Raw genomic sequence first — 26,791 nt, 5'->3', positions numbered from 1 at the left:
CCCCCCGGCGCGACCAGGGTCAATACTCGACCACCACCGCTTCCTTGCCGAACGACGCCACCAGCGTCGATTGCAGGTTGTCGCTGGGATTGACGCGCCAGGCATCACCCAGCACCACCTCGCAGCCGGCATCGGCCTGCTGGTAACGCATCACGAAGGGCAGGCCCTGCTCCTGGCGGTGCGCCGACAGGGTGTCGCGCAACTGGTTGGGATCGACCGCCTTGTTCAGCGACACCACCATGCGCACGCCATACTGGATGCGCGCCGCGCCCAGGTCCATGACCTTGTCGGCCGCCACCCGCAGGCCGCCATTGAAGCGGTCTTCGGAGACCTTGCCCGAGACCACCAGCAATTCATCTTCCTTGATGAGGTGCTTGAAGGGTTCGAAGAGCTCGTTGTAGATGGTGGCCTCGATCACGCCGGTGCCATCGTCGAGCGTGCAGATCACCAGTTTGCCGCGCTGGGTCATCTGCACCCGCACGCCGGTGATGATGCCTGCCAGGCTGCGTGGCTCCCAGGAGGGTTCCAGGCTGGCAATCTTGGTGCGCACGAAGCGACGCACTTCCTTTTCGTAGGCCGAGAACAGGTGGCCGGACAGGTAGAAGCCCAGCGCGCCCTTCTCTTCGGTCAGGCGCTGCTTGTCGCTCCAGGCGGGTACCTGCACGTATTCCAGCGGGGCTTCCAGGTCACTGTCGTCACCCCCGAAAAGGCTCACCTGATTGGCCGACTTCTCGGCCTGCTCGGCGCTTTCCCAGGCCAGGTTGACCGAGGCCTGCAGCACCGCGCGGTCGACCTTGAAGCAGTCGAAGGCACCGGCGCGGATCAGCGAATCGATGGTGCGGCGGTTGATCTGCTTCTTGTCGACCCGCTTGGCGAAGTCGAAGAGGTCCTTGAAGGGACCGTTCTTGCGTGCTTCCAGGATGGCTTCGATGGCGTTCTGGCCGGCGCCCTTGACCGCCCCCAGGCCATAGCGGATCTGGGTGGCCTTCTTGCCCGGCTCGCCCACCGGCATGAAGCGGTAGTCGGACTTGTTGATGTCCGGTGGCAGGATGGCCAGCTTGCAGATGTCGAGCGAGTCCTCGATGAGGATCTTGACCTTGTCCGTGTCTTCCATGGCCAACGACAAGTTGGCGGCCATGAACGCGGCGGGATGGTGGGCCTTCAGGTAGGCCGTGTAGTAGGACAGCAGCGCATAGGCGGCCGCGTGCGACTTGTTGAAGCCGTAGCCGGCGAACTTTTCCATCAAGTCGAAGATCTCGTCGGCCTTGGCCTGGTCCAGCCCGTTCTTGGCCGCGCCTTCGCGGAACAGTTCACGGTGCTTGGCCATTTCCTCGGCCTTCTTCTTGCCCATCGCCCGGCGCAGCAAGTCGGCGCCGCCCAGCGAGTAGCCGCCGATGACCTGGGCCATCTGCATCACCTGTTCCTGGTAGACCATGATGCCGTAGGTCTCGGAGAGGATGCCCTCGGTACGCGGATCAGGATAGTCGAAGGCTTCGCCGTGCTTGCGCTTGCAGAAGTCGGGGATCAGGTCCATCGGGCCCGGGCGATACAGCGCCACCAGCGCGATGATGTCCTCGAAGCGGTCGGGACGGGCGTCCTTCAGCATGCCTTGCATGCCGCGGCTTTCCAGCTGGAACACGGCGACCGTCTTGGCCTTGGTCAGCAGCTCGTAGGAGGGCCGGTCGTTCAGCGGCAGCTTGGCCAGGTCGAAGTCGGCCAGGGCCGGATCGAGCATGCGGATGTAGCGCACCGCCCGGTCCAGGATGGTCAGCGTGGTCAGGCCCAGAAAGTCGAACTTGACCAGGCCGACGGCTTCCACATCGTCCTTGTCGTACTGCGAGACCACGCCGGCGTCGCCACCCTGGGTGTAGAGCGGGCAGAAATCGGTCAGTTTGCCCGGAGCGATCAGCACGCCACCGGCGTGCATGCCGATGTTACGGGCGATCCCCTCGACCTGCTGGGCCAGGCCCATCAGCTGCTTGACCTCTTCCTCGTTGTCCAGTCTTTCCTTCAGGAGCGGCTCTTCTTCGATGGCGTCGGCCAGCGTCACCAGCTTGCCCGGCTTGAAGGGAATCAGCTTGGAGATGCCGTCGCAGAAGTTGTAGCCCAGGTCCAGCACGCGACCGACGTCACGCACCGCGCCCTTGGCGGCCATGGTACCGAAGGTGGCGATCTGCGAGACCGCCTCCTTGCCATAGCGGTCCTTGACGTACTGGATCACGCGATCGCGACCTTCCTGGCAGAAGTCGATGTCGAAGTCGGGCATCGAGACGCGTTCGGGGTTCAGGAAGCGTTCGAACAGCAGGTTGTAGCGCAGCGGATCCAGGTCGGTGATGAGCAGGCAATAGGCCACCAGCGAACCGGCACCCGAGCCCCGGCCGGGGCCGACCGGTACGCCATTGTTCTTGGCCCACTGGATGAAGTCGGCCACGATCAGGAAGTAGCCCGGGAACTTCATCTTGATGATGGTGTTGTTCTCGAACTCCAGGCGCGCCTCGTAGCGGGCGCGCTGCTTCTCGCGTTCGGTCTCGTCGGGGAACAGTTCCTTCAGGCGCACTTCCAGGCCGGCCTTGGTCTGGGCCACCAGGAAATCGTCGATGGTCATGCCATCCGGCGTGGGGAAGTCCGGCAATTGCGGCTTGCCCAGTTGCAGCACCAGGTTGCAGCGCTTGGCGATTTCCACGCTGTTGGCCAGCGCGCCCGGCAGGTCGGCGAAGAGCTCGGCCATCTCGGCCTGCGACTTGAAATACTGCTGGTCGTTGAAGCGGCGCACGCGGCGCGCATTGGCCATGATCTCGCCATCGGCGATGCAGGTCCGGGCCTCGTGGGCGATGAATTCCTCGGGGCTCTGGAACTGGATCGGATGGGTGGCCACGCAGGGCAGGCCCAGCCTGGCGCCCAGGGCCACGCTCTGGCGCACCTGCACGTCCATGTTGGCCTGGCCGGCGCGCTGCAGTTCGAGATAGAAGGCGCCGGGGAAGATCTCGGCCCAGCGACGCGCGCAGGCCTCGGCCTGGGCCAGGTTGCCATTGTCGATGGCCTGGCCGACGTCGCCCAGCGCCGCGCCCGACAGCGCGATCAGGCCATTGCCGCCTTCCTGGTGACGCAGCGCGTCCAGCCATTCCATGCGCACTTCGGCGCGGCCCTTGTACTGGTTGCTCAGCCAGGCTTGCGACAGCACTTCGCACAGCTGCAGGTAGCCGTGACGGCTCTTGATCAGGACCAGCAGGCGGTGCGGCTTGTCGCGGTCGGCGTCATTGGTGATCCACAGGTCGCAGCCGGCGATGGGCTTGACGCCCTTGCCGCGTGCTTCCTTGTAGAAACGCACCATGCAGAACAGGTTGGCCAGGTCGGTCACCGCGATGGCGGCTTGTCCATCCTTGGCGGCGGCCTTGACGATGTCGTCGATACGCACCAGGCCGTCCACGATGGAGTACTCCGAGTGCATACGGAGGTGTACAAATTGCGGTGTAGTCATGGGACGACATTTTACCGGAGCTTGGCATCCCGGCCCGCCCTTGATTGACCGCTTTTTGTCAGGAATCGCACGACTTTACACAAACGGGCAAGAGCGCTCCCGGCATCTTGCCTTGATCTGCATCAGAGCAAGCCCAAAATGCAGCGAACGCCCTCCCCGCGCGGGTATAATGCTGAGAATTCAAAGACTTAGAGCCGAGTAACGAACCATGCAGTCCCCCGATACACCCTACGTCAACATCGCCGCCTACAAATTCGTCAGCTTCGACGATACCGCTGAAAAGCGTCCGGAATTCCTCGCGTTTTGCCAAAAACACAACTTACGTGGCACCGTGATCCTGAGCCCGGAAGGCATCAACCTGTTCCTGGCCGGCCTGCGCGCCGATATCGACGCCTTCCTGGCCTGGTTGCGCAGCGATGCGCGCTTTGCCGACCTGATCGTCAAGGAAAGCCATTCCGAGAAGCAGCCCTTCACGCGCATGCTGGTCAAGCTCAAGGCCGAGATCATCACCATGAAGCACCCGCTGATCAAGCCCGAGCTGGGTCGCGCACCCTTCGTCGAGCCCCGCGAGCTCAAGCGCTGGCTCGACCAGGGCCACGACGACGAGGGCCGTCCGGTGGTGATGGTCGATACCCGCAACGGTTTCGAGGTCGATGTCGGCACCTTCGACAACACCGTGGACTACCGCATCAACAAGTTCACCGAATTCCCCCAGGTGATCGAGGATCACCGCGCCGACTTCGACGGCAAGACCGTGGTCACCTTCTGTACCGGTGGCATCCGCTGTGAAAAGGCGGCCATCCACATGCAAAACATCGGCTACGACCACGTGTACCAGCTGGAAGGCGGGATCCTGAAGTATTTCGAGGACGTCGGCGGCGCGCACTATACCGGTGACTGCTTCGTCTTCGACTACCGCACCGCGCTGAGCCCGGAGCTGAAGGAAACCCAGACCGCCCAATGCTTCGCCTGCCGTGCCGTGGTGACCCCGCGCGAACAGTTGTCGCCCGACTACGTGCCCGGCAAATCCTGCCCGCATTGCGCGAGCAAGCAAGCGGCGGCACTGACAGCGTCTGCCGCGCAGGCCTGAACGGTCGCGCAGGCCGGCACCAGTGCGGTCCTGAACGGCAAAAAGCCGGCCACCTTGCGGGGCCGGCTTTTTTTGCCTGTCGATCAGCTGACTGGCTGCCTGCGATTACTTCTTGAACTTGGCCGCAGTTTCCACCACGCGTGCGCCGAACAGCTTGGCGGTTTCCAGGTCGCCCGGCAGCGGGCCTTCTTCCGGCGAGGAGTCCGACGGGCTTTGCGCCATCAGGCCCGAGAAGGAACCGACGAAGTTGATGTCATTGCGCTGTGCTGCCTTGCTGTTGGAGGGCATCAGGCCGGTGCCGACCCAGATCATGCTGTGCTGCATGCCCAGCGTGAACAGGTAGTGCAGGGTCGAGAGCTTGTCGCCGTTCATGGTTGCCGAGTTGGTGAAGGCGGCGCCGACCTTGTCTTTCCACTTCTGGCTGAACCAGGGCTTGGAGGAGGCATCGGCAAACTTCTTGAACTGCCAGGACACGGTACCCATGTAGGTCGGCGAGCCGAACACGATGGCATCGGCCGCATCCAGGCTGGCCCACTGTGCATCGGTGATGGTGCCTTCGGCGCTGATGGCGATGAGCTCGACATCGGCACCGGCAACGCCAGCTGCGCCAGCCTGTACGGCTTCGGCTTGCTTCTTGGTGTGGCCGTAGCCGGAGTGGTAGACGATAGCAACTTTGGTCATGGCGATGATTCCTTCTCTAGAGAACAGGTAACACGGGTGGGTGGACCGCCGGTGTGATCGGTACCGGCGGAGGGGACTACGATTGCAACGCCGCCAGCTTAGCGCGGCAGGTCGAACAACAACACTTCAGCCTTCTGTCCATCACTGATCTCGATGCGGTCGACCGCACTGAGCTTGACGGCGTCACCGGCCTGCAGGGCCTGGCCGTTGACGCTGACCTGGCCGCGGGCCACATGCACATAGCCCAGGCGACCTTGCGGCAGGCTGTAGCCCGCGCTCTGGGCGCCATCGAACAGGCCCGCATACAGGCTGGCATCCTGGTTCATGCTGACCGAACCCTCGCGGCCATCGGCCGAGGCCACCAGCCGCAGCTGGCCATCCTTGTCGGCGGCCGAGAAATGCGCTTCCTGGTAACCCGGCTCGGCGCCAGCGCGATCGGGCATGATCCAGATCTGCAGGAAGTGGGTGGTGCCATCCTGCGAATGGTTGTACTCCGAATGGCGCACACCAGTGCCGGCGCTCATGCGTTGTACGTCCCCCGGGCGGATCACGCTGCCATTGCCCATGCTGTCCTTGTGGGCAAGCTCGCCTTCGAGCACATAGGAAATGATCTCCATGTCACGGTGACCGTGCGTACCGAAACCCTGGCCGGCCGCCACGCGGTCTTCGTTGATTACACGCAGCGGGCCGAATCCCATGTGCTTCGGATCATAGTAATCCGCGAACGAGAAGCTGTGATAGGAATCCAGCCAACCATGGTTGGCGTGGCCACGATCGTCCGCTTTGCGAATGTCCATCATGTCAACACCTCTTTCTTCAGAAATGTACGTCTCGGGATTGATTCGTACAAAATGTTTGTCGATGGCGTCACTATAGGCGCTATCTTTTTCTTGTATAAGGCCTAAAATCCGTAGGGTTCATTCAAATTTTTTAAACAAGTGGAGGCCGCTTGAACCTGACCCTGGAATCCTTGCTGATCCTGGACATGATCGATCGCAAGGGCAGCTTCGCCGCTGCCGCCGTGGCACTGGACCGCGTGCCCTCGGCGCTGACCTACAGCGTGCGCAAGCTGGAAGACGACCTGGATGTGCTGCTGTTCGACCGGCGTGGCCATCGGGCGCAGTTGACGCCGGCCGGCCTGCAGTTGCTGCAGGAAGGCCGACACCTGCTGCTGGCGGCCAACGACCTGGAACAGCGCGTCAAGCGCACCGCCACCGGGCGCGAGACCGAGTTGCATATCGTGCTCAACAGCCTGATTTCCTTCGACAAGATGCTGCCCATCATCGCCGCCTTCGACCGCGAACAATCCGGCACCCGCCTACGCTTCACGCCGGGCGTGCTGACCGGGGCCTGGGAAAAGCTCATCGAGGGCCGCGCCAACCTGGTCATCGGCGTCACCCTGGATGGTCCGGAGGTGGTCCGCACCAGCGGACGCTTCCAGATGCAGGAACTGGGGGCGGTAGATTGGGTCTTCGCGGTCGCGCCCAGCCATCCGCTGGCCACGGCCGACGAGCCGCTGCCGGCCGAACTGGTGCGCAGCCACCGGGCCATCGCCGTGGGCGACAACAGCCAGTCGCTGCCGACCCTGACCATGGGCCTGCTGTCGGGCCAGGAAACGCTGACCGTGGCCACCGTGGCCGACAAGCTGCAGGCGCAGCTGGCCGGCCTGGGCTGCGGTCACCTGCCGCGCATCTGGGCGGCGCCCTACCTGGCCAGCGGCGCGCTGGTGGAAAAGCAGACGATGGCGGCCAAACCCAATGACAACTTCATGATCGCCTGGCCCAAGGCCGAACAGGGCAAGTCGCTCAAGTGGTTCATCCAACACCTGTCGCGCCCTGAAGTCCGGGCCTCGCTGATCGGCCCGGTGGCCATGCAGGCGCAGCCATGAGCGGCAGCACCTACGTCGGCCGCTTCGCGCCCTCGCCTTCCGGCCCGCTGCATGCGGGCTCGCTGGTGGCGGCGCTGGCCAGTTTCCTGGATGCCCGCGTGCATAAGGGCCGCTGGCTGCTGCGCATCGAAGACATCGACGAAACCCGCACCGTCGCCGGCGCGGCCGAGGATATCGTCGCCACCCTGGCGGCGCTGGACATGCATTCCGACGGCCCTATCCTGGTCCAGAGCCAGCGCAAGGCGCGCTACCAGCTGGCGCGCGAGGCACTGGGAAGCCTGGCCTACCCCTGCGGTTGCAGCCGCAAGGAGATTGCCGATTCGCGTGTGGGGACGGCCAGCGACGGCGCCGCCCTCTATCCGGGGACCTGTCGCCACGGGCTGGCGCCGGGCAAGACAGCACGCACCCTGCGGCTACGGGTACCCGATGCCGGCCAGGCTGGCGAGCTGGTGCGTTTCGAGGATCGCTGGCTGGGGCCGCAGGTGCAGCATCTGGCTTCTGAAGTGGGGGATTTCGTGCTGCAGCGGGCCGATGGTTTCTGGGCCTATCAGCTGGCCGTGGTGGTGGATGATGCCGAACAGGGCGTCACCGACATCGTGCGTGGCGCCGACCTGCTGGATTCGACAGCGCGTCAGATCTACCTGCAGGGCCTGCTCGGCTATCCGACGCCGCGCTACCTGCACCTGCCCTTGCTGATGAATGAGGTGGGGGAAAAGTTTTCCAAGCAGAACGGCGCGCAGGCGCTGGACCTGGCGCGGCCGCTGGAGCAGTTGCAGCAGGCCGCCGGCTTTCTCGGGCTGGAAACGGGCCAGGCCCGCGACCGTGCGGACTTCTGGACCCGCGCGCTCACCGGCTGGCAAGCACGCTTCGGCGGACGCTAGACGGGTTTCAGCGCTTGGGCATGCCGCCCAGCAGGGCCGCGACCTTGGCCTTGGGACGGTTCTTGGCCAGTTCGGGCTTTGTGGAGACGGTCTCGACGGCGCTGGGTTCGTAGGGCTTGAGGAACCAGGGATCGACCTTCTCGCGGCGCGACGACGATACCCCGCCTTCGCGGCTGCTGCGGCTGCGTTCGCCGCGATCACTGCGTTCGGTACGGTCGCCACGATCACCACGGTCACCACGATCGCTGCGCTCGGCACGCTCACCGCGATCGCCTCGGTCACTGCGTTCGCCACGCTCATAGCGGCTGCGCGGCGCAAAGCCGGTCAGCTCGGCGCGCTCGAACTTCTTCTTGATCAGCTTCTCGATATCGGTCAGCAGGCGGTCGTCCTTGTCGCAGAACAGGGAGATCGCATCGCCCGAGGCACCGGCACGACCGGTACGACCGATACGGTGGACGTAGTCTTCGGCGTTGTAGGGCAGATCGTAGTTGATGACGCAAGGCAGTTCGGCAATATCCAGGCCGCGTGCGGCCACGTCGGTGGCGACCAGCACCTCGATCTGACCCTGCTTGAAGGCTTCCAGCGCGGCCATGCGCTCGCCCTGGGTCTTGTCGCCGTGAATGGCGGAGGCCTTGACACCCTCGGCCAGCAGCGTACGCGCCAGGCGCGAGGCACCGATCTTGGTATTGGAGAAGACGATCACCTGCTTCAGTTCGCGCTGGCGGATGATGAAGCTCACTGCATCAGCCTTGGCCGCTTCATCCACCTTGTAGATGGTCTGGGTGACGTTTTCGGCGGTGGCATTGCTGCGCGCCACTTCGATGGTGACCGGGTTGTTCTGGAAGCTGGCGGCCAGCTTCTTGATTTCCGGCGAGAAGGTGGCCGAGAACAGCAGGTTCTGGCGCTGCTTGGGCAAGAGATTGATGATGCGCTGCAGGTCCGGCAGGAAGCCCATGTCCAGCATGCGGTCAGCCTCGTCCATCACCAGGATCTGGGTCTGCGACAGGTTCACTGTCTTTTGCTGCACGTGGTCCAGCAGGCGTCCCGGGGTGGCGATGACGATTTCCACGCCGGCACGCAGGGTCGCCGTCTGCGGGGCCATGTCGACGCCACCGAACACCACGGTCGAACGCAAGGGCGTGAAGCGGCAATAGGCAGCCACGTTGTCGGCCACCTGGTCGGCCAGCTCGCGCGTGGGCGTCAGGATCAGGGCGCGCACCGGGTGGCGGGCCGGCGAGGCGCTATGGCTGGCGTGTTGCAACAGACGCTGGATGATGGGCAGCGAGAAGCCGGCGGTCTTGCCGGTACCGGTCTGGGCCGCGCCCATCACGTCCCGGCCTTGCAGCACCACAGGGATGGCCTGGGCCTGGATCGGGGTGGGATGGACGTAGCCTTGTTCGGCCAGTGCCTTCAGGATATCGGGCGAAAGGCCGAAATCTTCAAAGCGGACGGCGGGGGCAGCCGGTGCTGCGGACATGGTGTCGGACATGGTTTATTGCGAACGGTGCGACAGCGCCGCGGCAGCCGCCAGGCGGCTCCGGTGCATGGAGTGCATGCGCACGGGTTCTCGTTGCTTTCAGTGTTGAAGTGTTACGGGCGAATCGGCCAAACCTGGTCGGCCGGGCGCTTCGGATGATGCAAAAGATGCTGACCGGGCCAGCTACGGACATTGCCCGGAATCCTCTATTATACGCCGCATCGCCGCCGGCTTCATGACAGTTTGGTTTCCGGGCCTGTCGCAGGCGTCCAGTGGCCCGCAAAAGGCCACTGCAACGCCCCAGAACGGCGGCTGCGCGAGGCTTAGCCGATGGTGATGTTGATATCCGGCAATCCTTCAACGTGGCCTTGCAGCTTGTCGCCCTTGACCACGGCACCGACGCCTTCGGGCGTGCCGGTGTAGATCAGGTCGCCCGGGAACAGCTCGACCAGCCCCGACAGATAGGAAATGGTCTCGGCCACGCTCCAGATCAGGTCCGACAGGTCGCCCTGCTGGCGGATCTCGCCATTGACCTTGAGCCAGACGGCGCCCTTGTCCGGATGACCGGCTTGCGCCACCGGCACGATGGGCGCGCAGGGTGCGGACTGGTCGAAGCCCTTGGCCATGTCCCAGGGACGGCCCAGCTTCTTGGCCTGGGCCTGGATGTCGCGGCGGGTCATGTCCAGTCCCACGCCATAGCCGTAGATCAGGTCCAGCGCCTGTTCCACCGGCACGTCACGTCCGCCCTTGCCCAGCGCCACCACCATCTCGATCTCGTGATGGTAGTCGGCGGTCGCGGCCGGATACGGCACCACGGAATCGGTCGGCACGATGGCATCGGCCGGCTTCATGAAGAAGAACGGCGGTTCGCGGTCGGGATCGTGGCCCATTTCACGGGCGTGGGCGGCATAGCTGCGGCCCACGCAATAGATGCGGCGGACCGGGAACGGTGCGCCACCCACCACGGGAACGGTGACCTGGGCGGGGGCGGGAATGGCGAAACTCATCGGGATGACTCCGTAATGGCGAAATGCAAAAAGGTGGCGAATGGAAGGCCGATCGCAGGCCGGCCTGCGTCATGGCGCCAGGGCGGCATGACAACGGACTAGTGTAAAAGAAATCACCCGGCCCCGCTTGGCGCTGCCGCAATGAGGTCATAGACGGCAATTGGATGGCATTTCGGCCTGTAATCCGCTGGATAAATAGCGGCGAATTTGGGACACTTGCCGGATCAGCATGCCGGCACCGCTGCGCATCCGTTTTCTTCAACAACAATCCAGCCATGCGCCCACAAGCAAACGCTTCTCTCATCCTGCTGCAAAAAGCACTCGCCCTGCACCAGAAAGGCCAGATGGTTCCGGCCGAAGAGCTCTACAAGAAAGTGCTTCAGAAGATACCAGAGCATTTCGAGGCCAACTACCTCTATGGCATGCTGAAGCTGCATCAGGAAGACTGGAGCGCCGCCGAAACGCAGCTTGCCCGCGCCATCAGCCTCAATCCGGCTCACCTGGACACCTATTTCGACCACGCCGGAGCGCTGGTCCACCTGGGACGCGACGAAGAAGCCGTCGCCCGTTACGACCACATCATCGCCGCCAACCCGGGCTTCACCGACGCCTTCCTGCAGCGCGGCGCCGCCTTGCGCCGCCTGGGCCGCGCACGTGAAGCCGGCGCCGATTTCCAGCGCGCCCTGGAACTGGATCCCGACAATGCCGACGCCTGGTTCCAGCGTGGCAATGCACTGCACGACGTGTTTGCCTACCGCGATGCCCAGGATTGCTACCGGCGCGCCATCGCGCTGCGCCCGGACTTCATCGAAGCCCTGTTCAACCTGGGCAATACCTGCAAGGACAGCTACATGCTGCCGCAGGCACTGGAAGCCTACGACCGCGCGCTGGCGCTGCAACCCGACTTCTTCCAGGCCTTGGCCAATCGCGGCTATGTACTGTTCCAGCTGCGCCGTCCTTACGAAGCGCTGGAAGCCTATGACAGCGCGCTGGCGCTGGACGATAGCTCGTCTGACCTGTGGTTCAACCGCGGCTCGACCCTGGAAGAGCTGCGCCGCTTCGACGAAGCCACCGAAAGCTACCGCCGCGCCCGCGAACTCAAGCCCGACGCCGCCTCGGCCGAATGGAACCAGGCCCTGATGAGCTTGCGGCAAGGCGACTATGCCCAGGGCTGGAAGCAATACGAAACGCGCTGGTCCACCTCGCAGATGCAAAGCCAGCGCCGCCAGTTCCTGCAACCGTTGTGGCTGGGCGAGCAATCGCTGCAGGGCAAGACCATCCTGCTGCACGCCGAACAGGGCTTTGGCGACACGCTGCAATTCGTGCGCTACGTACCACTGGTGGCCGCCATGGGTGCCCGTGTGATCCTGGAAGTCCCGCCGGCGCTGACCCGGCTGCTGGCTGGCGTACCCGGCGCCGCCGAGGTCATCAGCAGCGACCAGTTCATCCGCCCGCCCTTCGATTACCACTGCCCGCTGATGAGCTTGCCGCTGGCCTGCCAGACCCGCAGCGAGGCCGACATCCCGCGCGCGCCCTATCTGCTGCCCGAAGCCAGCGCCTGGGCCGCCTGGCAACAGCGCCTGCCGCACAACCGCGCCCTGCGCGTGGGCCTGGTCTGGGCCGGCAGCTCGGCACAGACCCATGCCGACGCCGTGCATATCGATGCCCAGCGCTCCCTGCCCTTTGCGGCACTGGCGCCGCTGGTGGAGCTGGCGCGTGACCGCCAGGACCTGGAATTCTATTCCCTGCAACTGGGCGAAGCCGCGGTAGCGCAACTGCGCGCACATCCGCTGGCCCGGCATGTCCGGGATTGCTCGCCCGAACTGCGCGACTTTGCCGATACCGCGGGCCTGGTCGCCAACCTCGACCTGGTCATCAGCGTAGATACCTCGGTATGCCACCTGGCCGGCGCCCTGGGCAAGCCCGTCCTGCTGCTCAACCGCGTCAATACCTGCTGGCGCTGGCAACTCGGACGCAGCGATACGCCCTGGTATCCCGGCTTCACGATCCTGCGCCAGAGCGTGGCCGAGGACTGGAGCGATGTGATCGCCCAGGCCCGGCTGGCCTTGCAGCAGCGCCTGGCACGACGCTAGACGCCGTCACAGGCGCATCCGGCCGCCGGCGCAGGCCCGCGGCCGGAACCTGCAGCGCTGCTTCGCCTCATAGTTCCATCAGGATCCGATACCACGGTGACGCAACGCACCGGGCGCCATGCTGCCCGGCGGCATGAACACAAGCACATGAAGGACCAGACCATGCCCCATGGAGACCCGACCGCCTCCCCCACCCGCCACACGCACGCCGACGGCCCGCGCCTGCTGGCCGACATCGGCGGCACCAATGCCCGCTTCGCGCTGGAGACCGGACCGGGTTGCATCGAGCAGGTGCAGATCCTGCGCGGCGCCGACTATCCTGAGTTCACCGACGCCGTCCAGGCCTACCTGAAGCTGGCCGGCCAGCCGGCGGTACGGCACGCCGTGGTCGCCATCGCCAATCCGGTGCAGGGCGACCACATCAAGATGACCAACCATGACTGGGCCTTCTCCATCGAGGCGGCACGACAGCTGCTGGGCTTCGAGATGCTGCTGGTGGTCAATGATTTCACGGCGCTGTCGATGGCCGTGCCGCAGTTGCGTGCCGATGAATTGCTGCAGATCGGTGGTGGCAGCGCCCAGTCGGGTCATCCCGTGGGCCTGGTCGGCGCCGGCACCGGACTGGGCGTAGGCGGACTGGTACGTGGCGACGGCCACTGGTTGCCCCTGGCCAGCGAAGGCGGGCATGTTGCCTTCGCCCCCGCCAATGCCCGCGAAGCCGCGGTACTGGCCTATGCCTGGCAATTCCATGAACATGTCTCGGCCGAGCGGCTGGTCTCCGGCCCCGGGCTGGAGCTGATCCACCGCGCCCTGCTGGCCATCGACGCTCATCCTGCCGCAGAACTCAGCGCCGCCCAGATCGTGGCCGGTGCACTGCAGGACGCCAACGCACTCTGCCAAGAAACCATCGATCTCTTCTGCAGCATGCTCGGCACCGTCGCCGCCGACCTGGCGCTGACGCTGGGTGCACTGGGTGGTATCTATATCGGTGGCGGCGTGGTGCCGCACCTGGGCGAGTACTTCGCGCGCTCACCCTTCCGCGCGCGTTTCGAGAACAAGGGCCGCATGTCGGCATTGACCCAGGCCATCCCGACTTTCGTCATCACGGCGCAATATCCGGCCTTCACGGGCGTGTCGGCCATCCTCGCCGACAAGCTGGGCGAACATCACTGAAGCACGCTTCTGCGGCTGGCCCAGGCGCGACAACATACGACGCGCTGCGGCCGGTCTGCCGTGGCACTGCGTGTGGATAAAACAGGGGGATGTACTGCGAAGAGAAAATAGAGAGAGGCGAGCCTTGTCTGCGGCACTTGCAGGAAATGGCTGTGGCTGCTTCGTTCCCGACCTGACCAGGTTGACCATGCCACAATGCGCAGGGGCCCGCCGGCGGCAATTGTACCCCATTTCCCTGCGTGCCTGCCAGCGAATTCACATTCCGGTCGTCAACGGCATCACCGCGCTAAATTCGTAAATAATTTACACAGCGATGCCGGCTGACTTCCAGGGCATCAGATACCCAGCTCCTGCCAGATGTCATCCACCCGTTTTTTCACCGCATCGCTCATCACGATGGGCGTGCCCCATTCACGGTTGGTCTCGCCCGGCCACTTGTTGGTGGCGTCGATACCCATCTTGCTGCCCAGGCCGCTGATGGGCGAGGCGAAGTCCAGATAGTCGATGGGCGTGCTATCGACCATCACGGTATCGCGCACCGGATCGACACGGGTGGTGATGGCCCAGATCACTTCCTTCCAGTCGCGGATATCGACGTCCTCATCGACCACCACGATGAACTTGGTGTACATGAACTGGCGCAGGAAACTCCAGACCCCGAACATCACCCGCTTGGCGTGACCGGCATAGGACTTCTTCATCTGCACCACCGCCATGCGGTAGCTGCAACCTTCCGGAGGCAGATAGAAATCGGTGATCTCGGCGAACTGCTTCTGCAGCAACGGCACGAACACTTCATTGAGCGCCACGCCCAGCACGGCCGGCTCGTCGGGCGGTTTGCCGGTATAGGTGGAGTGATAGATGGCATCGCGACGCATGGTGATGCGATCGATGGTGAAGACCGGGAACCAGTCCTGCTCATTGTAGTAACCGGTGTGGTCCCCATAGGGACCTTCGAGTGCATGCTCGTAGCCGGACGGATGATTTTCATCCGGATAGATATGCCCTTCCAGCACGATCTCGGCCGAGGCCGGCACGCGCAGTTCGCTACCCATGGCCTTGACCAGCTCGGTGCGGCTGCCACGCAAGAGCCCCGCGAACTGGTACTCGGAAAGACTGTCCGGCACCGGCGTGACCGCTCCTAATATAGTGGCGGGATCGGCGCCCAGCGCCACGGCCACCGGATAGGGCTTGCCCGGATTGGCGATGCAGTGCTCGCGGAAATCCAGGGCGCCGCCACGATGGGCCAGCCAGCGCATGATGACCTTGTTGGGACCCAGCACCTGCTGACGATAGATGCCCAGGTTCTGGCGCTTCTTGTGCGGGCCCTTGGTGATGACCAGGCCCCAGGTAATCAACGGCGCCACGTCGCCCGGCCAGCAGTGCTGGATCGGCAGGCGCGACAGGTCGACCTCCTTGCCCTCCCACACCACATCCTGGCATGGCGCCGAGCTGCGCTCCTTGGGAGCCATGTCCCAGAGCGACTTCACCAGCGTGCCCAGCTCCATCACATCCTTGATGCCCTTGGGCGGCTCGGGTTCTTTCAGGCGCGCCAGCAGGTGGCCGATGCGGCGCAATTCACTGATGTCCTGCGCGCCCATGCCCAGCGCTACACGATGCGGGGTGCCGAAAAGATTCGCTAATACAGGGATATTTTTCTGATCAACCTGCTCAAAAAGAAGCGCCGGACCTTCCGCTCGCAGGGTACGGTCGCAGATCTCGGTCATCTCCAGATGGGATGAAACGGGGTGCGAAACGCGTTTTAGCTCACCATTTTGTTGCAATTTGGAAATAAAATCGCGCAGATCAGTGTATTTCATACTTTTTAACAAATTTCTTTTTACATCACAGCCGGCTCAACTATCCCCGGCAAACGCTTGATTCTATTGATTTTTGAAGGAAGGCCACGCTGAATATGATACACAAAAGTTATAAAGAACTATTTTCATAGTATTGACTCGATATAAAGTGGCTTCTACAATGCGCCCACTCTAAACCGAAGAGTTGAGCCATGAGCTCGTAGAGGCTTGAAGTAAAAACAGTCAAGTCAGCAAGGTATCCAGGGATGCGGGGTCCCAGCAACTCAAGAAGTGTCGTCCAGGGCGTCAGCCCTACTCCCCGAAACACTGCCATCCGACGGCAGGGCCAGCAGGCCTCGCGGATGGCCTTGCCGTAACGCCTTGCGACGGTAACGCAATAGATTGCAGCAGCGACAGTTCAGCCGTTTGGTCTTCACTTCTTGGCCAGGCGCGCCCTGTTTTTGCCGCAATAACGCAGGAGGTTCAATGTCCAACCAAGCTTCCGAGGCGCCTTTATCAGGCGCCCCGCAGATGGTTCGCCGCGTCGCCTTCCGGAATCTCTCCGGAAATGCACGCATTGCTCAATTTTTTGGCATCGCCCATCGTCTGCTGACGATCCTGGGTATCGCCGCCCTGTTCGTCCTGGGCCTGATGTTCTTCAATCCGGACCTGGCCGACAAGCTGATCAGCATGTCGCCCTTCTCTGACGTCGCTGAAGACGTGCAGGAAGCCGATCCGGTGGCCGCTCCGGCCCTGGCCGAGCTGATGTCGCCTACCGCCCCGGTAGCTACCGTGAGCGCCCTCGCAGGCGCTGCCGCGGCGGCATCGGTGCAACAGGCGCCTGCAGCCACCCCCTCGGCGGTGCAGGCGCTGACGCCGGAGGAACGTCAGTTCCTGGGTAATCCGCGTCAGCAGAAGCTGGTCACCACCTGGCTGGCCAAGCGCTATCGCGTCGCCAGCGATGCTGCTGACATGCTGGTGTCGGCCGCCTACCTGACGGCCCGCGACATCAAGCTCGATCCGCTGCTGATCCTGTCGGTGATCGCCATCGAATCGCGCTTCAATCCCTTCGCGGAAAGCCCGATGGGCGCGCAGGGCCTGATGCAGGTGATGGCCAAGGTGCACCATGACAAGTTCCAGGAACTGGGCGGCATCAAGGCAGCCTTGAATCCGGTGGCCAATATCCGCGTCGGCTCGCAGATCCTGAAGGAATACGTCACCCGTGGCGGTTCGGTCGAAGCCGGCCTGAAGAGCTACGTGGGCGCGGCCGACATGGCCAACGATGGTGGCTATGGCATCAAGGTGCTCTCGGAGTACCAGAACCTCAAGCAGGTCGCCATGGGCAAGAATGTGTCGATCTACACCACCGCGATGGTGAAGCTGCCGCCGGCTACCCCGGGGTTGGCGGCCAACGCCGACCAGGCCAAGCCGGCCACCAACAACGTTGCCTCGGCTGCCAAGCCCAAGACGGAAGAACAACTCGCTGCATTGTGAGCGTGTTGCGATTTGAATATTACCGGTATTCAAGACGCAAAAAAGGAGCCCTCGGGCTCCTTTTTTTTCGCCTGCACACCAGGCTGTGACAGCGTCAATGTCGCTCAGGCGGCCTTGCGCTTGTCGAAGAACACACGCAGGCGCGCCACCGCTTCCTGCAGGTTTTCCATCGAGGTGGCATACGACAGGCGGATGTAGCGACGCGCCGTGAAGGGACCGAAGTCCAGCCCCGGCACCAGCACCACGCCAGCCTCGTTGAGCATGTCCAGACTCAGCTGGTCGGCATCGTCGGACAGCGCGCTGCAATCGGCATAGACATAGAAAGCGCCATCGGGCATGACCGGCACCTTGAAGCCCAGGCTTTCCAGCGCCGGCACGATGTAGTCGCGACGACGCTTGAACTCGGCCTTGCGTTCTTCATAGATGGCGATCGACTCCGGCGCGAAGCAGGCCACGCCCGCATGCTGGGCGATGGACGAGGCACAGATGAACAGGTTCTGCGCCAGCTTCTCGATCTGCGGCACCAGCGCCGGCGGCAGCACCAGCCAGCCCAGGCGCCAGCCGGTCATGTTGAAATACTTGGAGAAGCTGTTGATGACCACCACGTCCTCACCCAGCGACAGCGCCGAGAACGGTGCGCCGTCATAGGACAGGCCCTGGTAGATCTCGTCGACGATGGTAAAGCCGCCGCGCTCACGGACTTCGCCCACGATGGCGCGCAGCTCGTCGGGCAGGATGGAGGTGCCGGTGGGATTCGATGGCGACGCCAGCAGGACACCGCGCGTGGCGCTGCCCCAGTGCTCGCGCACCATCTGCGCCGACAGCTGGAAGCGATGCTCCGGGCCGCTGGCAATCAACCGGGCCTGGCCCTCGAAAGCCGCCACGAAATGGCGATTGCAGGGATAGCTGGGGTCCGGCATGAGCACTTCGCTACCCGGCTCCACCAGTGCCGCACAGGCCAGCAGCAAGGCCGCCGAGGCACCGGCGGTCACCACGATGCGCTCGGGGGCGATCTCCAGGCCATAGACACTGCGGTAATGCGCCGAGATCGCCGCACGCAACTGCGGCAGGCCGGTGGCCGAGGTGTACTGCATCTTGCCATCGGCCATGGCGCGCGTGGCGGCCTCGACCACGGCCGGCGGCGCAGTGAAGTCGGGCTCGCCGATGCCCATGTGGATGATGTGGCGTCCCTGCTGCTCCAGCACGGCGGCCTTCTTGGCCAGCTCCATGACGTGGAAGGGAGCGATGTGCTGCAGGCGTGAAGCAAGTTGGTTCAGGTTCATGCGCTAATTCCGGACAACGGGGACGACAGGAAAAACGGGAACAACAAGAACGGCCGGGGCCGGCACAATCAACCGCCGGCCAGCCCGACCGGCCAGTCGATCAGCGACGGGCGGCTTCCACTTCGGTGCTGCGCACTTGCGCCGCGAAACGGTCCAGCACGCCGTTGACGTACTTGTGGCCATCGATGCCGCCGAAGGACTTGGTCAGTTCCACGGCTTCGTTGATGACGACCTTGTAGGGGATCTCGATGTGGTTCTGCAGCTCGAAGGCACCGATCAGCAGGGCCGCATGCTCTACCGGCGAGAGTTCCTTGATGGGGCGATCGATCAGCGGCGAGAGGCCGGCGCGCAGCGCTTCGGCATCACGGATGGCGCCGGTCAGCAGGGTATCGAAGTGTTCGGCGTCGGCCTTGTCGAAACCGTGGGCCTCGCGGATATGGGCTTCGATGGCGCCCGCATCTTCGTGGTTGAGCAGCCACTGGTACAAGCCCTGCAACGCGAACTCGCGGGCGCGGTGACGCGGGGTGCGGTTCTTGTTCGAATTGGCGTGTTGAGATTTGTTCGACATGATGAATACGGCCGGGGCCTTGAATGACTATGACTTGAAACTACGGGACTGCCGCCACCGCACCGGGAAACCATCACCCAGTGCGGCGCAGGTCAGCTTATTCTTCTTCGGTGGCCTGGCCGAGTTCTTCCAGGACGATGGCCAGGTTGGCCATTTCCACGGCCACGCGGGCCGCATCGGCGCCCTTCTCGGCCATGCGGGCTTCGGCCTGCTCGTCGTTCTCGGTGGTCAGCACGGCGTTGGCGATGGGCACGCCGAAGTCCAGGCCGATACGGGTGATGCCGGCGCCGGATTCATTGGAGACCAGCTCGAAGTGATAGGTCTCGCCACGGATCACCGCGCCCAGCGCGATCAGGGCGTCGAACTGCTCGGTCTCGGCCATCTTCTGCAGGGCCAGCGGGATTTCCAGGGCGCCGGGCACGGTCACGTGCAGGATATCCTCGTCGGACACCCCCAGGTGCTTCAGCTCGGCCAGGCAGGCCGCCAGCAGGCCGTGGCAGACGTCTTCGTTGAAACGCGCCTGCACGATGCCGATGCGCAAGCTTTCGCCATTCAGGTCTGCTTCATAGGTTCCAATGGTCATGGCTGTTCCTTCTCGATAGGTTGACTTGCGTAATGCGGTTGCACTTGCTCGGGGATCTTCACACGCCTGCACGGGCCTGGTAGCCGGTGACTTCCAGCTGGAAGCCGGCCATCGACGGCATCTTGCGCGGGCTGGCCAGCAGCTTCATCTTGCACACACCGAGATCCTTGAGGATCTGGGCGCCAATGCCGTAGGTACGCAGATCCATGCGGTCGGCGCGGGCGGGCTTGGCGGCATCGGGCGTACCGACCTTGTTCAGGGCACCGAACTGGTCGAACATCTGCTGCGCCGATTCCTCGCAGTTGAGCAGCACGATCACGCCGCTCGGTGCTTCCTGGACCGCCTGCATGGCCGCTGCCAGGTTCCACGAGTGGGTGGTGACGCCGGCGTCCAGCAGGTCCAGGATGGAGACCGGCTGGTGCACGCGCACCAGGGTTTCCTGGCCGGGCTGGATATCGCCGCGTACCAGCGCCAGGTGGGCGCCGCCCGACGGCGTGTCGCGGTAGGCGATGACCTTGAAGGCACCGTGCGCGGTCTGCATTTCGCGCTCGGCAACGCGTTCGATGATGCTCTCGTTGCGGCTGCGGTAGTGGATCAGGTCGGCGATGGTGCCGATCTTCAGATTGTGCTTCTCGGCGAACTCCAGCAGATCCGGCAGGCGGGCCATGGTGCCGTCTTCCTTGAGGATCTCGCAGATGACGGAAGCCGGGGTCAGGCCGGCCATGGCGGTCAGGTCGCAACCGGCTTCGGTATGACCGGCACGCATGAGTACGCCGCCCTTCTGGGCACGCAGCGGGAAGATATGGCCGGGCTGCACCAGGTCAGACGGCTTGGCGCCCTTGGAGGCGGCCACCTGGATGGTGCGGGCGCGATCGGCCGCCGAGATGCCGGTAGTGACGCCTTCGGCAGCTTCGATGGAGACGGTGAAATTGGTACCGTAGGCCGTGCCGTTGCGCGTGGCCATGAGCGGCAGGTCGAGCTGGTCCACATGCTCTTCGGTCAGCGTCAGGCACACCAGGCCACGCGCGTGGGTGACCATGAAGTTGATGGCCTCGGGCGTGACGAAGTCGGTGGCCAGGACCAGGTCACCCTCGTTTTCGCGGTCTTCTTCGTCGACCAGGATCACCATGCGACCGGCACGGAGTTCGGCGACGATTTCTTCGGTTGTTGCAAGTGGCATATTCGAGCTCTTTTCCCAATTGGAACCCGCTATTTTAAAGGATTGCGCGGGTCCTCCGTTGCGCAATTACGCGTGCTGCACCGCCCGGGTGCGTTCCAGCGCTTCCTGCAACAGGGCCGGGTCGCCCAGCGCCAGGCGCTTGGAGTCCGACAGGGTCTGGCGGAAGGCACGCGCGCCGGGCACGCCGGTCAGCAGGCCCAGCATGTGGCGGGTGATGCTGTTCAGGCGGAGGCCGCGGCCATTGTCGCCATGCAGCGCCAGCTGGCGCTTGATGTAAGGCAACATGGCCGCGATCACCTCATCCCGGCTGGGCTGCAGCCCACCTTCCAGATCAGCATAGTAGCGGGCATCGAAGCCGGCCATCAGGTAGGGATTGTGATACGCCTCACGGCCCAGCATGACGCCATCGACATGCTGCAAATGCTCGTCGATCTCGGCCACGGTCTTGATACCGCCGTTGATCAGGATTTCCAGGCCGGGGAAGTCCTTCTTCAGCTGGTAGGCGTAGTGGTACTTCAGCGGCGGAATCTCGCGGTTCTCCTTGGGGCTCAGGCCCTTGAGGATGGCGTTGCGGGCATGGACGATGAAGGTATGGCAACCCGCCTCGGCGATCTGGCCGACGAAGTCGCGCACGAAGTCGTAGGACTCGACCTCATCGATACCGATACGGTGCTTGACGGTGACATCGATGGACACCGCGTCGCGCATGGCCTTGACGCAATCGGCCACCAGCGTCGGCTCGCCCATCAGGCAGGCGCCGAAGGCCCCCTTCTGCACGCGCTCGGAGGGGCAGCCGCAATTGAGGTTGATCTCGTCGTAGCCCCATTGCTCGCCCAGCTTGGCGCTGTGGGCCAGGTCAGCCGGCTCGCTGCCGCCCAGCTGCAGGGCCACCGGGTGTTCTTGCTCGTCGAAATCCAGGTGACGCGGCACATCCCCATGCAGCAGCGCCCCGGTCGTCACCATCTCGGTGTAGAGCCAGGTGTGGCGCGTGATCTGGCGATGGAAGACGCGGCAATGGCGGTCGGTCCAGTCCATCATGGGGGCAACGCTCAGGGTACGCGGGGGTAGATCTTTCTTCATGGGCTGACGAGGTGATTCATTCAACGTGTTCGGTTTCGCGTCCGGGCGCGGGCCTTCCGAGGCAGTGTCGGTGATCGCGCCGGGCATCGCAAGGCGTATCGGCGCGGCCTGCGGTGCAAAATAGAAAGCCCGCAAGGCTTGCGCCTTGCGGGCTGGTGTCCCCTCTATCCTCTTTGAGATAGGATTTTTGTACAGCGGACACGATTCTGCACCACAAACCGGCAGCCGTCATTTCGCAATGCACAATTATTGCGCATTGCCAACATCTTCACACTGCCAGCTCGCCTGTTGATATCGATCAACAGGGCAGCGAGGAAAAGATGAACGGGATAGCTGATTTGACGCGGCTTGCAGCCCAGGCCGTTCCGGATGGAAACGGCAAAAAAAAAGCCCACAACCGGAGTTGCGGGCTTGAATCCAATTCTTTAGGAGGAAATTGGAGGAGACAGGTGTAACTATATGGCACTGCATCATTACTGTCTGCTTTATTGTGCTGATATCAGTTATTCACAAATCAGATATCACCACCTGCCAGCACACTGTCTCCCAGGCGGCCAGTGAAGCGGCCGCCCTTCCCGCATCAGACGGACTCTTCGCGCGAGGCCTTCTTGCGCTCATGTTCCTTCAGGTGACGCTTGCGCAGGCGGATGCTCTTCGGGGTGACTTCGACCAGTTCGTCATCCTCGATGAATTCCACCGCGTATTCCAGCGACAGCTCGATGGGCGGCACCAGGCGCACCGCTTCGTCGGTACCGGAAGCACGCACGTTGGTCAGCTGCTTGCCCTTGATCGGGTTGACCACCAGGTCGTTGTCACGCGAGTGGATGCCGATGATCATGCCTTCGTACACCGGGTCGTTGTGGCTGACGAACATGCGGCCGCGATCCTGCAGCTTCCACAGTGCGTAGGCCACGGCGGCGCCGTCGTCCTGGGAGATCAGCACGCCGTTGCGACGGCCGGCCAGTTCACCCTTGCTGGCGTCAACCACGGCGTAGTCGTCGAAGACGTGGCTCATCAGGCCGGTGCCGCGGGTCAGGGTCATGAATTCGCCCTGGAAGCCGATCAGGCCACGTGCCGGGATGTGGTATTCCAGGCGCACACGGCCCTTGCCGTCCGGTTCCATGTTCTGCAGGTCGCCACGACGACGGCCCAGTTCTTCCATGACGCCACCCTGGTGGGTTTCTTCGACGTCCACGGTCAGGTTTTCATACGGCTCTTGACGCACGCCATCGACCATCTTGAACACCACGCGCGGACGCGAGACGGCCAGTTCGAAACCTTCACGGCGCATGTTTTCGATCAGGATGGTCAGGTGCAATTCACCACGGCCCGACACTTCGTAGGTCGAGTCGTCGTTCTCGGCCTGCACCACGCGCAGGGCCATGTTGGACTTCAGTTCCTTTTCCAGGCGATCGCGGATCTGGCGGGTGGTGACGAACTTGCCTTCGCGGCCAGCCAGCGGCGAGGTGTTGACCATGAAGTTCATGGTCAGGGTCGGTTCATCGACCTTCAGCATCGGCAGGCCGTTGGGCGCGTCCGGTGCACAGATGGTGGAACCGATGCCGATTTCTTCGATACCGTTGATCAGCACGATGTCGCCAGCCAGGGCTTCGTCGACCAGCACGCGCTCCAGACCCTTGAAGGTCAGCACCTGGTTGATGCGGGCCTTGGTCGGCTTGTCTTCCGGACCGTTCATCCACACCACGTCCTGGCCACCCTTGACGCGACCAGCCAGGATACGGCCGACGCCGATCTTGCCGACGTAGGAGGAGTATTCCAGCGAAGTGATCTGCAGTTGCAGCGGCGCGTCCGGGTCATCCTTGCGGGCCGGGACGTACTTCAGGATGGCGTCGAACAGCGGCTCCATGCTGCCGTCACGCGCTTCCGGATCCAGGCTGGCGTAGCCGTTCAGGCCCGATGCGTAGATCACGGGGAAATCCAGTTGTTCTTCGGTCGCACCCAGCTTGTCGAACAGTTCGAAGGTGGCGTTGATGGCCCACTCGGCGCGTGCGCCCGGACGATCGATCTTGTTCAGCACCACGATGGGCTTCAGGCCCAGGGCCAGCGCCTTGCGGGTCACGAAGCGGGTCTGCGGCATCGGGCCTTCCTGTGCATCCACCAGCAGCAGCACGGAATCAACCATCGACAGCACGCGCTCGACCTCACCACCGAAGTCGGCGTGGCCCGGGGTATCGACGATGTTGATGTGGGTGCCCTTGTACTCCACCGCGCAGTTCTTCGACAGGATGGTGATGCCGCGTTCCTTTTCGATGTCGTTGGAGTCCATCACGCGGTTGTCCACTTGCTGGTTGTCGCGGAAGGTACCGGACTGGCGCAGCAGCTGGTCAACCAGGGTGGTCTTGCCGTGGTCAACGTGGGCGATGATGGCGATATTGCGAATTGCGCGGATATTGTTTGACATGGTGAATGTGGGTTGGGATGCCGATTCTTGGAAGGCGCGCATTATAGCATGTTGCGACGCATGAACTTTGAAAAAACCTGTATTTTCAACAGCTTGCCGGCCTCTGGCAGTGCTCTTGCCAGTTGCCCTGCAAGCTGCTTGCCCTTGACGCTCAGGCGGTCGAGATCAACCGCTCGGGCGCCAGGATGGCGTATTCCTGCAACAGCCCGGTGCCCAGCAAGGCGGCATCCGAGCTGCGATAGACCCGCACGCGGCCGGTCTGCTCCGGCACGGCCACGCCCTCCTTGCCCAGCGGCAGGCGCTGGCCGTGCAGGAAGCGGCGCGCCAGCTCATCACTGAGTTCCACAGCCGGGAAGCTGCGCAGCAAGCCATCCACCGGCAGCAGCAAGCCCTTGCGGGACTCGACCTCGCCGGCAGCGTCGAACTGCTCCAGCGTCACCGCGCCGTCCAGCGTCAAGGGACCCACGCCGATGCGGCGCAAGGCATTAAGGTGGGCGCCGCAGCCCAGCGCCTCGCCCAGGTCTTCACCCAGCACGCGGATATAGGTGCCCTTGCTGCAAGTGACGCGAATACGCAACATCGGCGCCTGATAGTCCAGCAATTCCAGGGCATGGATGGTCACGTCGCGGGCTTCGCGCTCCAGCGTGATACCGGCGCGGGCATATTCGTACAGCGGCTTGCCGTCGCGCTTCAAGGCCGAGTGCATGGGCGGTACCTGGCGGATGGGGCCACGGAACGGCACCATGGCCGCTTCGATCTGCGCCACGCTCACCTCGACCGGGTGCTGCGCGATGACCTGTCCCTCGGTGTCACCGGTATCGGTGCGCACGCCGAGGTGGACGAGCGCTTCATAGGTCTTGTCAGACTCCAGCAGGTCCTGCGAGAACTTGGTGGCTTCGCCGAAGCACAGCGGCAACAAGCCCGTTGCAAACGGGTCCAGGGTACCGGTATGACCCGCCTTGGGCGCGTTGAGCATGCGCTTGGCGCGGATCAGCGCGTCGTTGGAGGACAGGCCCACCGGCTTGTCCAGCAACAGCACGCCGTGCACCGGCACACGCGGTGGACGCGGCGCGCGCGCGGGCTGGCCGCGCTTGCCACGCGCCGGGGCGGGCTCCTGTGCCTGCGGGGAAGCGGACACCAGGTCCGCCGTCGTGTTTTCTGCCATGAAATGCAAGACCGGCCTCGCACGCCTTGGCATGCAGACCGGTTTCAAGAAAAAGAATAGAACAGCGAGAATCGACGCTGCGTGAATCGAAGCAGCGCCGCCAGAGGCCTCACGCTGCCATATCGACAACGACTGCCATTCAGGCCTCGTCGTCGGCGTCCTTGGCGCGGCTGGCGTTGGCCTCGTCGATCAGACGCGACATTTCAATGCCGCGCGCGGTCGAGTTGTCGTGCACGAAATGCAGTTCCGGCAAGGTGTGGATGGTCAGGCGCCGACCCAACTGGGTGCGCAGGTAACCGCCCGCCTTGCGCAGCCCGGCCAGGGTGTTCTTGATCGCGTCGGGATTGTCCACCAGCGTGGTGAAGAAGACCTTGGCGTGCGCGTAATCCGGGGTGACTTGCACTTCGGTAATGGTGATCATGCCCACCCGCGGATCCTTCAGCTCGAAGGCGATCAACTCCGACAGGTCGCGCTGGATCTGGTCGGCGACGCGCAAGCCGCGTCCGGGAATGGATTTGCTGTGTTTTGCCATGCTTTAAAAAAACAATCCGCCGGGGGCGTGGCGGGAGGGATTCCCGCGTTGCTGCGACGGATCTTGCCAGTGAAGCCGGCGCATCCACCAGGATACGCCGGCATATTGCCTTTTTACAGGGTACGAGCGACTTCCTGCACCTCGAAGATCTCGAGCTGATCGCCCACTTCGATGTCGTTGTAGCCCTTGAGCGACAGACCGCACTCGAAGCCCGACTTGACTTCCTTGGCGTCGTCCTTGAAGCGCTTGAGCGAGTCCAGTTCGCCAGTCCATACCACCACGTTGTTGCGCAGCAGACGTACTTGCGAGCCGCGCTTGACCAGACCTTCGAGCACGTAGCAGCCGGCGATCGAGCCCACCTTGCTGACCACGAACACCTGACGGATCTCGACCAGGCCCAGGGCCTGTTCGCGCTTCTCCGGTGCCAGCATGCCCGACATCGCGGCCTTCACCTCGTCCACGGCATCATAGATGATGTTGTAGTAACGGATGTCCACGCCCGAGGCTTCGGCCAGCTTGCGTGCCGATGCGTCTGCACGGGTGTTGAAGCCGATGATGACCGCCTTGGACGCCACGGCCAGGTTGACGTCGTTTTCGCTGATGCCACCGACGGCGGCGTGCACCACCTGGACGCGCACCTCGCTGGTGGACAGCTTCTGCAGCGACTGCACCAGCGCTTCCTGCGAACCTTGCACGTCGGTCTTGATGATCATCGGCAGGTTCTTGACCTCGCCTTCGGTCATCTGGTCGAACATGTTTTCCAGCTTGGCGGCCTGCTGCTTGGCCAGCTTCACGTCGCGGAACTTGCCCTGGCGGAACAGGCCGATTTCACGCGCCTTGCGCTCGTCGGTCATTACAACGTATTCTTCACCGTCTGATGTCAATTCAGTAAGGGATTTGTTTTATTCCGTATGTTT

20 protein-coding genes, 1 other RNA gene and 1 pseudogene are annotated in these 26,791 nt (G+C 63.4%); 6 read left to right on the top strand and 16 right to left on the bottom strand.

Annotated elements, in window-relative coordinates:
• Positions 1-19 precede the first annotated feature (19 nt).
• Positions 20-3,478 carry a DNA polymerase III subunit alpha gene (gene dnaE, locus ACIPHN_RS23120; protein ID WP_400440729.1) on the bottom strand — a complete coding sequence of 1,153 codons (3,459 nt, stop codon included), beginning with the start codon at positions 3,476-3,478 and terminating at the stop codon, positions 20-22.
• A gap of 208 nt (positions 3,479-3,686) precedes the next feature.
• Between dnaE and ACIPHN_RS23115 the strand changes: the two genes are divergently transcribed.
• The gene (locus tag ACIPHN_RS23115; RefSeq protein ID WP_400440727.1) at positions 3,687-4,568 is read left to right on the top strand and encodes a sulfurtransferase; all 882 of its coding nucleotides are present in this window, start codon (positions 3,687-3,689) and stop codon (positions 4,566-4,568) included.
• A 105-nt stretch (positions 4,569-4,673) separates the two neighbouring features.
• Here the strand turns inward: ACIPHN_RS23115 and ACIPHN_RS23110 are convergent, their stop codons facing one another.
• Entirely contained in the window at positions 4,674-5,249 is a 576-nt protein-coding gene (locus tag ACIPHN_RS23110; protein WP_400440724.1) for a flavodoxin family protein, read from the bottom strand.
• Between the two features lie 98 nt (positions 5,250-5,347).
• Complete coding sequence (locus tag ACIPHN_RS23105) at positions 5,348-6,049, bottom strand: pirin family protein (protein WP_400440721.1); 702 nt, start codon at positions 6,047-6,049, stop codon at positions 5,348-5,350.
• 149 nt (positions 6,050-6,198) lie between these two features.
• On the opposite strand from ACIPHN_RS23105, the gene ACIPHN_RS23100 reads away from it, so the two are divergent.
• Positions 6,199-7,137 (top strand): LysR family transcriptional regulator, encoded by a 939-nt coding sequence (locus tag ACIPHN_RS23100; protein ID WP_400440718.1) that lies wholly within the window; start codon positions 6,199-6,201, stop codon positions 7,135-7,137.
• Positions 7,134-8,018, top strand: coding sequence for a tRNA glutamyl-Q(34) synthetase GluQRS (gene gluQRS, locus ACIPHN_RS23095; RefSeq protein WP_400440716.1), 885 nt, complete (start codon positions 7,134-7,136; stop codon positions 8,016-8,018). The genes ACIPHN_RS23100 and gluQRS overlap by 4 nt, the downstream gene beginning before the upstream one ends.
• A 7-nt stretch (positions 8,019-8,025) precedes the next feature.
• On the opposite strand, the gene ACIPHN_RS23090 is transcribed toward gluQRS, so the two are convergent.
• The gene (locus ACIPHN_RS23090) at positions 8,026-9,507 is read right to left on the bottom strand and encodes a DEAD/DEAH box helicase (protein WP_400440713.1); all 1,482 of its coding nucleotides are present in this window, start codon (positions 9,505-9,507) and stop codon (positions 8,026-8,028) included.
• Between the two features lie 311 nt (positions 9,508-9,818).
• Positions 9,819-10,502 (bottom strand): fumarylacetoacetate hydrolase family protein, encoded by a 684-nt coding sequence (locus ACIPHN_RS23085; protein ID WP_400440711.1) that lies wholly within the window; start codon positions 10,500-10,502, stop codon positions 9,819-9,821.
• A 275-nt stretch (positions 10,503-10,777) separates the two neighbouring features.
• Here ACIPHN_RS23085 and ACIPHN_RS23080 point away from each other — a divergent pair, with 275 nt between their 5' ends.
• Together ACIPHN_RS23080 and ACIPHN_RS23075 are read left to right on the top strand one after the other, a co-directional pair.
• On the top strand, positions 10,778-12,595 hold the full coding sequence (locus ACIPHN_RS23080; RefSeq protein ID WP_400440708.1) for a tetratricopeptide repeat protein: 1,818 nt from the start codon (positions 10,778-10,780) through the stop codon (positions 12,593-12,595).
• Positions 12,596-12,757: 162 nt separating this feature from the next.
• A complete protein-coding gene (locus ACIPHN_RS23075; protein ID WP_400440874.1) occupies positions 12,758-13,768 on the top strand; it encodes a glucokinase in 1,011 nt (336 codons plus the stop codon).
• 113 nt (positions 13,769-13,881) lie between these two features.
• Here ACIPHN_RS23075 and ffs read toward each other — a convergent pair.
• Both ffs and ubiD read right to left on the bottom strand, forming a co-directional pair.
• Positions 13,882-13,980: signal recognition particle sRNA small type (gene ffs / locus ACIPHN_RS23070), an RNA gene on the bottom strand.
• 123 nt (positions 13,981-14,103) lie between these two features.
• A complete protein-coding gene (gene ubiD, locus ACIPHN_RS23065; RefSeq protein WP_400440707.1) occupies positions 14,104-15,588 on the bottom strand; it encodes a 4-hydroxy-3-polyprenylbenzoate decarboxylase in 1,485 nt (494 codons plus the stop codon).
• A 465-nt stretch (positions 15,589-16,053) separates the two neighbouring features.
• Between ubiD and ACIPHN_RS23060 the strand changes: the two genes are divergently transcribed.
• On the top strand, positions 16,054-17,061 hold the full coding sequence (locus ACIPHN_RS23060) for a transglycosylase SLT domain-containing protein (protein ID WP_400440704.1): 1,008 nt from the start codon (positions 16,054-16,056) through the stop codon (positions 17,059-17,061).
• Positions 17,062-17,165: 104 nt separating this feature from the next.
• On the opposite strand, the gene ACIPHN_RS23055 is transcribed toward ACIPHN_RS23060, so the two are convergent.
• The 9 genes and pseudogenes from ACIPHN_RS23055 to ACIPHN_RS23015 all read right to left on the bottom strand — a co-directional run.
• Complete coding sequence (locus ACIPHN_RS23055) at positions 17,166-18,344, bottom strand: pyridoxal phosphate-dependent aminotransferase (RefSeq protein WP_400440701.1); 1,179 nt, start codon at positions 18,342-18,344, stop codon at positions 17,166-17,168.
• Between the two features lie 100 nt (positions 18,345-18,444).
• Positions 18,445-18,912, bottom strand: a complete 468-nt coding sequence (gene nusB / locus ACIPHN_RS23050; protein ID WP_400440698.1) for a transcription antitermination factor NusB — start codon at positions 18,910-18,912, stop codon at positions 18,445-18,447.
• 97 nt (positions 18,913-19,009) lie between these two features.
• A complete protein-coding gene (gene ribH / locus ACIPHN_RS23045) occupies positions 19,010-19,495 on the bottom strand; it encodes a 6,7-dimethyl-8-ribityllumazine synthase (RefSeq protein WP_198981154.1) in 486 nt (161 codons plus the stop codon).
• A 58-nt stretch (positions 19,496-19,553) separates the two neighbouring features.
• Positions 19,554-20,675 carry a bifunctional 3,4-dihydroxy-2-butanone-4-phosphate synthase/GTP cyclohydrolase II gene (gene ribBA, locus ACIPHN_RS23040; RefSeq protein ID WP_400440695.1) on the bottom strand — a complete coding sequence of 374 codons (1,122 nt, stop codon included), beginning with the start codon at positions 20,673-20,675 and terminating at the stop codon, positions 19,554-19,556.
• 66 nt (positions 20,676-20,741) lie between these two features.
• Positions 20,742-21,713, bottom strand: a complete 972-nt coding sequence (gene dusA / locus ACIPHN_RS23035; protein ID WP_400440871.1) for a tRNA dihydrouridine(20/20a) synthase DusA — start codon at positions 21,711-21,713, stop codon at positions 20,742-20,744.
• Between the two features lie 622 nt (positions 21,714-22,335).
• On the bottom strand, positions 22,336-24,177 hold the full coding sequence (gene typA, locus ACIPHN_RS23030; RefSeq protein ID WP_400440692.1) for a translational GTPase TypA: 1,842 nt from the start codon (positions 24,175-24,177) through the stop codon (positions 22,336-22,338).
• 151 nt (positions 24,178-24,328) lie between these two features.
• On the bottom strand, positions 24,329-25,342 hold the full coding sequence (truB, locus tag ACIPHN_RS23025; protein ID WP_400440690.1) for a tRNA pseudouridine(55) synthase TruB: 1,014 nt from the start codon (positions 25,340-25,342) through the stop codon (positions 24,329-24,331).
• 139 nt (positions 25,343-25,481) lie between these two features.
• On the bottom strand, positions 25,482-25,874 hold the full coding sequence (gene rbfA, locus ACIPHN_RS23020; protein WP_400440687.1) for a 30S ribosome-binding factor RbfA: 393 nt from the start codon (positions 25,872-25,874) through the stop codon (positions 25,482-25,484).
• A 113-nt stretch (positions 25,875-25,987) separates the two neighbouring features.
• A pseudogene (locus ACIPHN_RS23015) lies at positions 25,988-26,791 on the bottom strand (translation initiation factor IF-2); the annotation flags it as partial.

The sequence above is a fragment of the Herbaspirillum sp. NPDC087042 genome (genome assembly GCF_044745245.1).
In the GTDB taxonomy this organism is placed as follows: Bacteria; Pseudomonadota; Gammaproteobacteria; order Burkholderiales; family Burkholderiaceae_D; genus Herbaspirillum.
This window is presented reverse-complemented; position numbering and strand designations above follow the sequence as displayed.

Coding starts and splice junctions, on each gene's coding strand:
- ribBA (WP_400440695.1), bottom strand. CDS start 20,675: ATGCCACTTGCAACAACCGAAGAAATCGTCGCCGAACTCCGTGCCGGT.
- ribH (WP_198981154.1), bottom strand. CDS start 19,495: ATGACCATTGGAACCTATGAAGCAGACCTGAATGGCGAAAGCTTGCGC.
- ACIPHN_RS23115 (WP_400440727.1), top strand. CDS start 3,687: ATGCAGTCCCCCGATACACCCTACGTCAACATCGCCGCCTACAAATTC.
- ACIPHN_RS23110 (WP_400440724.1), bottom strand. CDS start 5,249: ATGACCAAAGTTGCTATCGTCTACCACTCCGGCTACGGCCACACCAAG.
- ubiD (WP_400440707.1), bottom strand. CDS start 15,588: ATGAAATACACTGATCTGCGCGATTTTATTTCCAAATTGCAACAAAAT.
- dnaE (WP_400440729.1), bottom strand. CDS start 3,478: ATGACTACACCGCAATTTGTACACCTCCGTATGCACTCGGAGTACTCC.
- ACIPHN_RS23080 (WP_400440708.1), top strand. CDS start 10,778: ATGCGCCCACAAGCAAACGCTTCTCTCATCCTGCTGCAAAAAGCACTC.
- ACIPHN_RS23105 (WP_400440721.1), bottom strand. CDS start 6,049: ATGATGGACATTCGCAAAGCGGACGATCGTGGCCACGCCAACCATGGT.
- gluQRS (WP_400440716.1), top strand. CDS start 7,134: ATGAGCGGCAGCACCTACGTCGGCCGCTTCGCGCCCTCGCCTTCCGGC.
- ACIPHN_RS23060 (WP_400440704.1), top strand. CDS start 16,054: ATGTCCAACCAAGCTTCCGAGGCGCCTTTATCAGGCGCCCCGCAGATG.
- dusA (WP_400440871.1), bottom strand. CDS start 21,713: ATGATGGACTGGACCGACCGCCATTGCCGCGTCTTCCATCGCCAGATC.
- rbfA (WP_400440687.1), bottom strand. CDS start 25,874: ATGGCAAAACACAGCAAATCCATTCCCGGACGCGGCTTGCGCGTCGCC.
- ACIPHN_RS23085 (WP_400440711.1), bottom strand. CDS start 10,502: ATGAGTTTCGCCATTCCCGCCCCCGCCCAGGTCACCGTTCCCGTGGTG.
- truB (WP_400440690.1), bottom strand. CDS start 25,342: ATGGCAGAAAACACGACGGCGGACCTGGTGTCCGCTTCCCCGCAGGCA.
- ACIPHN_RS23075 (WP_400440874.1), top strand. CDS start 12,758: ATGCCCCATGGAGACCCGACCGCCTCCCCCACCCGCCACACGCACGCC.
- typA (WP_400440692.1), bottom strand. CDS start 24,177: ATGTCAAACAATATCCGCGCAATTCGCAATATCGCCATCATCGCCCAC.
- ACIPHN_RS23090 (WP_400440713.1), bottom strand. CDS start 9,507: ATGTCCGACACCATGTCCGCAGCACCGGCTGCCCCCGCCGTCCGCTTT.
- ACIPHN_RS23055 (WP_400440701.1), bottom strand. CDS start 18,344: ATGAACCTGAACCAACTTGCTTCACGCCTGCAGCACATCGCTCCCTTC.
- nusB (WP_400440698.1), bottom strand. CDS start 18,912: ATGTCGAACAAATCTCAACACGCCAATTCGAACAAGAACCGCACCCCG.